Source organism: Sphaerisporangium corydalis (assembly GCF_025506355.1).
Classification (GTDB): domain Bacteria; phylum Actinomycetota; class Actinomycetes; order Streptosporangiales; family Streptosporangiaceae; genus Sphaerisporangium; species Sphaerisporangium corydalis.
In genome coordinates this window covers 1-7,792 of record NZ_JANZYP010000125.1, presented here as the reverse complement: position 1 = coordinate 7,792, position 7,792 = coordinate 1, and the positions used below count along the sequence as shown (strand labels likewise).

At 71.7% G+C, this 7,792-nt stretch carries 7 protein-coding genes; 4 read left to right on the top strand and 3 right to left on the bottom strand.

The window, feature by feature from the left end:
* Positions 1-105 precede the first annotated feature (105 nt).
* The 3 genes from NYZ98_RS40875 (at position 106) to NYZ98_RS40865 (ending at position 2,862) form a co-directional block, all read left to right on the top strand.
* Positions 106-564, top strand: coding sequence for a GNAT family N-acetyltransferase (locus NYZ98_RS40875; protein WP_262850890.1), 459 nt, complete (start codon positions 106-108; stop codon positions 562-564).
* Between the two features lie 168 nt (positions 565-732).
* Positions 733-1,344, top strand: a complete 612-nt coding sequence (coaE, locus tag NYZ98_RS40870) for a dephospho-CoA kinase (protein WP_262850888.1) — start codon at positions 733-735, stop codon at positions 1,342-1,344.
* Between the two features lie 327 nt (positions 1,345-1,671).
* Positions 1,672-2,862 (top strand): SLC13 family permease, encoded by a 1,191-nt coding sequence (locus tag NYZ98_RS40865; protein ID WP_380706348.1) that lies wholly within the window; start codon positions 1,672-1,674, stop codon positions 2,860-2,862.
* 36 nt (positions 2,863-2,898) lie between these two features.
* On the opposite strand, the gene NYZ98_RS40860 is transcribed toward NYZ98_RS40865, so the two are convergent.
* From NYZ98_RS40860 to NYZ98_RS40850, 3 genes are read right to left on the bottom strand one after another with little or no spacing between them, the layout of a single operon-like run.
* Complete coding sequence (locus NYZ98_RS40860) at positions 2,899-3,708, bottom strand: inositol monophosphatase family protein (protein WP_262850884.1); 810 nt, start codon at positions 3,706-3,708, stop codon at positions 2,899-2,901.
* A gap of 9 nt (positions 3,709-3,717) precedes the next feature.
* Positions 3,718-4,365 (bottom strand): hypothetical protein, encoded by a 648-nt coding sequence (locus NYZ98_RS40855; protein WP_262850881.1) that lies wholly within the window; start codon positions 4,363-4,365, stop codon positions 3,718-3,720.
* Positions 4,362-5,348, bottom strand: coding sequence for a hypothetical protein (locus NYZ98_RS40850; RefSeq protein WP_262850879.1), 987 nt, complete (start codon positions 5,346-5,348; stop codon positions 4,362-4,364). Before NYZ98_RS40850 ends, NYZ98_RS40855 begins: the two co-directional genes overlap by 4 nt.
* Before the next feature lie 204 nt (positions 5,349-5,552).
* Here NYZ98_RS40850 and uvrB point away from each other — a divergent pair, with 204 nt between their 5' ends.
* Positions 5,553-7,661: an excinuclease ABC subunit UvrB gene (gene uvrB / locus NYZ98_RS40845; protein WP_316249663.1), complete on the top strand. Its 2,109-nt coding sequence runs from the start codon at positions 5,553-5,555 to the stop codon at positions 7,659-7,661.
* Positions 7,662-7,792 lie beyond the last annotated feature (131 nt).

Genomic DNA, 7,792 nt, shown 5'->3' with positions numbered 1-7,792 from the left:
CTTCCCGACCCCCTCCTGCTCGCTTCTCCCGTCCTCGCGCTCGCTGGACCGCCTTCCCCGACCCGCGGCGCGTCACGGGCCCGGCGTGCCTTTAAGGTGGGCGCCGTGACGCGGATCGAGCGGGCGCGGCCCGAGGACGCCGGAGAGATCCTCACCCTCCAGCGGGCGGCCTACGTGACCGAGGCCCAGTTGTACGGAGACCCGTTCATCGGCCCCCTGGTGGAGTCACTGGACCGGATGCGGGCGACGATCGGCAGCGCGACGGTCCTGAAGGCCCTCGACGGCGACCGCGTCGTCGGCGCGGTACGCGGGCAGACGGCGGACCGTACCGGCATCATCGGCCGGCTGGTGGTGGCCCCCGACCAGCAGGGACGCGGGATCGGGACCGCGCTCATCCAGGCGGTCGAAAAGGAACTCGCCCAGGTCGCCGACGTCTTCGACCTGTTCACCGGCCACCTGTCCGAGGGCAACCTCCGCCTGTACCGCCGCCTGGGCTACCGCGAGACCAGCCGCGAACGCGTGCACGACCACCTCACCCTCGTCCACATGCGCAAACCCGCCTAACCCACAACGGCCCACCGCCCACCGCCCGCCGATCTCAGTCCGTCACTTCCTTCGCTCCCATGGTGTTTTTGTTGGGCGCCGAAGCGGTGGGACGGGGTACGGCGAAATCGGCGCCTTGTGCGGTGGGTGGCCGGTGAAGGTTCTGGAGTACTGGACTAGCCTTCGGGCATGCTGAAGATCGGGCTGACCGGTGGGATCGGGTCCGGCAAGAGCGAGGTGTCCCGGCGTCTCGGGGACCTCGGGGCCGTGGTGATCGACGCCGACAAGATCGCGCGTGAGGTCGTCGAGCCGGGTACGAGCGGCCTCGCCCTGGTGGTCGGCGCCTTCGGCACGGAAGTGCTCCGCGACGACGGTTCCCTGAACCGCGAGCGGCTCGGGCGGATCGTGTTCGCCGACCGGGACAAGCTCCAGCGGCTCAACGCGATCGTGCACCCCAGGGTGGGGGACCGGGTCGCCGAGCTGCAGCGGGACGCGCCCTCCGGGGCGATCGTGGTGTACGACGTGCCGCTGCTCGCCGAGAACGACCTGGCACCGATGTACGACGTGGTCATCGTGGTCGACGCCTCCGACGAGGTGCGCCTGGCGCGGCTGGTCGGGCTGCGGGGGATGTCCGAGGAGGACGCTCTCGCGCGCGTCCGGGCCCAGGCGACCCGCGAGGACCGGCTGAAGATCGCCGACATCGTGATCCCCAACGAGGGCCCCCTGGACGAGCTGGACACGAGGGTCGCGGCCGTCTGGGAAGACCTCCGGCACCGCCGCACCACCGCGCCGGGCCGCTGACTCGGGCGGTGCCGAAACCGTCGGACCTCGTCCCGCCGGTCGTGGGAGAGGGCTCCCGGGGCCGCCACGAGGCCCTCTGAGGGCTTGGCGCCGGTCGGAGGCTCTCCAAGGGAAGGCGGGCCGATGAGCGGGCGCAGAGGCCGTCACAGCGCCGCGCGGCGACGTGGGGGAGGCCCCCCGGCCAGGTGCGGGGACCATCCTCGGTGCCATCGGGGACGGCCGCCGGGCCGGGCCATGTGGCGGAGACGGTCCCGGGCTTGTGAGGACGGGTGGGTCATGTGGTGGGAGGGTCCTGGCGGTGTGAGGTGGTGGGGGGCGTGTGCGAGCATGACCTGCGTGAAGTGGCGGCTGACGGTCCTCGACGGGGTTCGGCTCGGGGTGTTCGTCGTGGGCCTGGCCTGTGTGGCGACCGGTCTGCTCCCCCTCGCCGAGGCCACGGGGGACCTGCGCCGCATCGGCCCCCTGCTGCTCTTCCTGGCGGCCGTGATCGTGCTGGCCGAGCTGACCAAGGAGGCGAACGTCTTCGACGTGCTCGCCGGACGGCTGGCGATCATCGAGCGGGGGAACTACCTCGCGCTGTTCATCCTTTGCGTGGCCTTCGCATCGTCCATCACGATCTTCCTGAACCTGGACACGACCGCCGTACTGCTGACGCCGGTCATGCTGGCCCTCGCGCCCCGCGCCCGCATCGCCCCCCTGCCGCTGGTGATGACCACGATCTGGCTGGCCAACACCGCCAGCCTGCTGCTGCCGGTGTCCAACCTGACCAACCTGCTGGCCATGGGCCGCGTGGGTCTGTCCACCAGCGGTTTCGCGGCCCGCATGTGGGCGCCGCAGGCCGCCGCGATCGCCGTCACGACATTGTTCCTGTGGATCTTCTTCTGGCGGCGCGGCCAGCGGGGCGAGGACAGGTACGATCCGCCTCCCCAGCCGTCGATGGGCGACCCGGTGCTGTTCACCATCGCGGGCACCGCCTGCGCGCTGTTCGTCGTCGCCATCTTCGCGGGCGTCCAGATCGGGGTGGCCGCCGCCGTGGCCGCCGTCCTGGTCGTCGCGGCCTTCGCCTGGCGTGACCGGCCGAAGCTGACGTGGGCCCTGTTCCCCTGGCAGCTCCTGGCCTTCGTCATCGGCCTGTTCCTCGTGGTGCCCACGCTCAGCCGGTACGGCCTGGACCACCTCATGCGCGCCCTGGTCGGCGGCCCGGGCGGCGCCGGGGCGAACTATCGGGCGGCCGCGGCGGGCGCGGGACTGTCGAACGTGGTCAACAACCTGCCCGCCTACTACGCGGGAGAGCGGGTGATCCCGCCCGCCGACCGCGACCGCCTGCTCTCGCTGATCATCGGCGCGAACGCCGGGTCGGTCGTCACGCCGTGGGCGTCGCTGGCGACCCTGCTGTGGTTCGAGTGGTGCCGCCGCCGGGGGGTGCGGGTGCCGCTGGTCAAGTTCCTGCTCACTGGGGCCGGCCTGGCCGTCGCCGGCGTCGCGGCGGCGGTCACGGCCCTCCTGCTCACCGCCTGACGATCACCACCCCGCACGCCGGACGATCGCCGCCGGTCACCGGAGGACGGTGGTGACCAGGCCGAGCAGGTCGTCGGTGAGGTCAGGGTGGGCGGCCACGAAGTCGCGCCGGTCGGCCGGCAGGTCCGTCCGCCCGTCGAAGGGCTTCCCGTCGAACCCGACGACGCGCAGGCCGGCCTCCTGGGCGATCAGCAGCCCGCCGGGCAGGTCGACGGCCTCCGCGTGGTACCCCACCACCGCGTCGATGTCGCCCCGCGCCAGCATGACCCAGCCCAGCAACGGCGCCCACAGCTGGAGCACCCGGCGCGCCCGCACGTCCAGGGCCGCCTTGAGCGCCCGTACGGCGGGATCGTCGCGGGCCACGGCGTGCCCCTGTGTCCAGGCGAGCACCGGGCCGTGCCGGTCGGCGCGGTGCCTCGGGGACGGCAGGCGTCCCTGGGGCCCGTACGCGCCGCCGCCCCTGACCGCCGACCAGGTTCGGCCGCCGACCGGGTCGTGGACGACCCCGAGCTGGGCCAGGCCGCCGTGGCACAACGCGAGCCCGACGACGTACAGCGGCAGGCCGATCGCGACGTTGTTGGTGCCGTCGAGCGGGTCGACCAGCCACGTCCACTCGGCGCCGGGATCGCCCGACGCGCCGGACTCCTCGGCCACCACCCGATGGCCGGGGAAGGCCGCGCGGATGCGCTCCAGCAGCAGCCGCTCGGACGCCAGGTCGAGGTCGGTGACGATGTCGCCCCGCCCCTTGGACCGGATCCCCAGCACGCCCGTGGCGCGCTCCCGCAGCAGCGCGCCGGCGGCCTCCGCGGCCCCCACCGCGACCCGCCTGGCGTGGTCGAGATCCATGGGACCCTCCTAGGTTCGGGCCAGGTGCTCCGCGGCCAGCCGAGCGGCCCGCGCGGTCCCCTCATCGTCGCAGCGTTCGCGGGTCACGCGGTGGGGGCGCGCGCCCAGCGGCCCGAGGGACAGGTCGGCGGCTCCGGCGCGCATGACGGCCACCGCGACGGTCGCCGTCTCGACGCCCTCGGGGATGACGCTGCGGTGGAAGACCCCGGCCGGCAGGGTGTAGGCCTGACCGGCGTGGTAGGCCTCGGGCGTACCCCCGGTGTACCGCACGGTACGCCCAGTAGGGGTGATGTCGTCCACGCCGTCGGAGCTGACCACCGCGAACACGCGGTGCGTCGCGTCCCCGGCGCCGTCGGTGACGCGGGCGAGCTCGTTGAGCATCCGGCCGTACAGGACGTAGCTGGCCAGGTCCCAGCCGTGGCAGTGGACCTCCGAGGTGGTCGTCCCGGCCCTCAGCAGGCCGCCCGACCAGACGTGCACGCACACGCCGTACTCCCCGCGGGCGACCGGCAGGCAGACGAAGCCCAGCGGGTGGCGCACGCCCCTGATCGCCGACCTCCCCCCGGCGATGTCGCGGAGCAGCCCCAGCGTCCAGCCGGGCAGCGCGTCCGGGACCGCGCCCGAGGCCAGCGCCGCGTACAGCTCCCGGTACCTCACGTCGAATAGGGGTTCTTCGCGTGGAAGGCCCTGCGGATGATCTCGTCGACGTCCTTGTCGCCGTAGGACTCGGGCAGGCCGAGACCGAGCGTCCGGAACAGGGCCCGGACCTCGTCGGTGGTGGGCTCGTCGCTGAGCGGCGCGTCCTTCGCCGCCTCGATGGGCACCCGCCGGGCCTGGTCGAGGCTGGAGCGCAGCTCGGTGGCGCAGTGGTCGTAGTAGAAGCTGCCGCGCCGGCTCATCAGGGCCCGGTTGGGGTCCTCGACGGTGATGATGACCTGGTCGGCCGACAGGTCCCAGCGGAACGTCGTCATCGTGGCCGACAGCCCGAGGTCGATGTCCAGCAGGCTGAAGCGCTCCCGCTGCCAGCAGGCCACCAGGATCGTGGCGTAGGACTCCTTGCGGGTGCGGTCGACCGTCCAGAACTCCCCGGTGCCGTCGGGCCCCTCCGACACCGACCGGCGGAAGCGCACGTACGCCTCGCAGACGGCGGGCAGGGTCGGGTCGATGATCTCCAGCCGGACGAGCAGCGCGCGGCGTTCGCGGCGGGCCGCGGCGACCAGGTCGGGCAGCGTCACGGCCCGCACGTAGGTGCCGGTGCCGCCCTTGAACATCCAGCGGTCGGTGGAACGCCGCGCGTCGGCGTGGGCGCGGGCGATCTCATCGGCGCCGCTCAGCGCCTGGACGACCCGCAGGTCGTCGAGCGCGCGCCGGGTGCTCTCCACGACGGCTTCCAGGTGGGCGAGGTTGCCGAGGCGTACGGGCAGGTCGGCGAGGGCTCCGGAGGTGGTGCGGAAGTTCTCCTTGATCGTCTCCTCCATGGGCTCCTGCCGCCAGCGGTCGCGCAGGATCGCGGCGGTCAGCAGCCCGAGCACCAGGAGGGTCACCCCGCTGATCAGGTCGTCCCGCTGCTGGCCGAGGATCCTGTCGGTGCCGCTCAGCCCTAGGAAGGCGATGAAGACGGCCAGGATCAGGGCGATCACGCCGTCGGCGTTCCTCCCCACCCAACTGACGAACTTTCCCACGCGCACCATGGCGCCCCGCCCCGCCTCGACGATCAGTCAGCCTTTTGGTCATGGTAACGATAAGGGCGAAAGCGGACCAGTGACGGGCCATGCGCGCAGAGGAGGGGGGCCGGGCCGGAGGCGGTCGGGAAATGTCGGTGGCTCCGCGTAGGTTATGGAGACGTGAGGCCGGTAACAGATTTGCAGCGCAAGGTGGCGCCCTTCGAGGTCGTCACGGACATGACCCCGTCCGGCGACCAGCCGACCGCGATCGCCGAGCTGGAGCGACGCGTCAAGGCCGGGGAGAAGGACAACGTCCTGCTGGGTGCCACGGGCACCGGCAAGACCGCGACGGTGGCGTGGCTCATCGAGCGGTTGCAGCGTCCGGCTCTGGTGATGCAGCCGAACAAGACGCTCGCCGCCCAGTTCGCCAACGAGTTGCGGGAGATGCTCCCCAACAACGCCGTCGAGTACTTCGTCTCCTACTACGACTACTACCAGCCCGAGGCGTACGTCCCCCAGACCGACACCTACATCGAGAAGGACTCGTCGATCAACGACGAGGTCGACCGGCTGCGCCACTCCGCGACCAACTCGCTGCTGACCCGCCGCGACACCGTCGTGGTGGCCTCGGTGTCCTGCATCTACGGCCTGGGCACCCCGCAGGAGTACGTCGACCGCATGGTCCGGCTCAAGGTCGGCCAGGAGATCGAGCGCGACCAGCTCCTGCGCCGCCTGGTCGACATGCAGTACGCCCGCAACGACCTGTCCTTCACCCGGGGCACCTTCCGGGTGCGCGGCGACACCGTCGAGGTCATCCCGCAGTACGAAGAGCTCGCCGTGCGCATCGAGATGTTCGGCGACGAGATCGAGAAGCTCGCGACGCTCCACCCGCTCACCGGTGAGGTGATCACCGAGGACCAGGAGCTGTACATCTTCCCGGCCTCGCACTACGTCGCGGGTCCCGAGCGCATGGAGCGGGCGATCGGCGGCATCGAGGCGGAGCTGGCGGCGTCGCTGGCGACCATGGAGAAGCAGGGCAAGCTCCTGGAGGCCCAGCGGCTGCGCATGCGCACCACCTACGACATCGAGATGATGCGCCAGGTGGGGAGCTGCTCCGGAATCGAGAACTACTCGCGGCACATCGACGGCCGTGAGGCCGGCACGGCGCCCAACACCCTGATCGACTACTTCCCCGAGGACTTCCTGCTGGTCCTGGACGAGTCGCACCAGAGCGTGCCGCAGATCGGCGCCATGTACGAGGGGGACGCCTCGCGTAAGCGCACCCTGGTCGACCACGGCTTCCGCCTGCCGTCCGCGATGGACAACCGCCCGCTCAAGTGGGAGGAGTTCCTGGAGCGCATCGGGCAGACCGTCTACCTCTCGGCGACCCCCGGGCCGTACGAGCTGGGCCGCAGCAAGGGCGAGGTGGTCGAGCAGGTCATCCGCCCGACCGGCCTGATCGACCCCGAGGTGGTCGTCAAGCCGACCAAGGGCCAGATCGACGACCTGGTCCACGAGATCCGCGAGCGCACCGACAAGAACGAGCGGGTCCTGGTCACCACGCTGACCAAGAAGATGTCCGAGGACCTCACCGACTACCTTCTGGAGCTCGGCATCCGGGTCCGCTACCTCCACAGCGAGGTCGACACCCTGCGCCGCATCGAGCTGCTCCGCGAGCTGCGCATGGGCGAGTTCGACGTGCTGGTCGGCATCAACCTGCTGCGCGAGGGCCTCGACCTGCCCGAGGTGTCCCTGGTGGCCATCCTGGACGCCGACAAGGAGGGGTTCCTGCGCAGCGAGACCTCGCTGATCCAGACGATCGGCCGTGCGGCGCGTAACGTCTCCGGCCAGGTCCACATGTACGCCGACCGCGTGACCCCGTCCATGGAGCGGGCGATCGAGGAGACCAACCGGCGGCGGGCCAAGCAGGTCGCCTACAACGTGGCCAACGGCGTCGACCCGCAGCCGCTCCGCAAGAAGATCGCCGACATCCTCGACTCGATGGTCAGGGAGGACGCCGACACCGAGAAGCTCCTCGGCGGCGGCCGTCAGCAGAGCCGGGGCAAGGCGCCGGTCCCGGGCCTGTCCGCCCGCCAGACCGGTCAGCACGCCAAGGCCATCGTGGGCGAGATGCCCCGGTCCCAGCTGGAGTCCCTGGTCCAGTCGCTCACCGAGCAGATGCACACCGCCGCGGCCGACCTCCAGTTCGAGGTCGCCGCCCGCCTCCGCGACGAGATCAAGGAACTGAAACGCGAACTCCGCGACATGCGCGAAGCCGGCGTCCACTGACCACCCCCACGCGCCACCTCTGACCCGCTGGGACGGTCGGAGGTGGCGGGTCGGGGCGGTGGGCTCCACGGCCTCCGTCCGGCCCGCTGGGACGGTCGGAGGGGTGGTGTGTGGGGGCCGAGGGCTCCGGG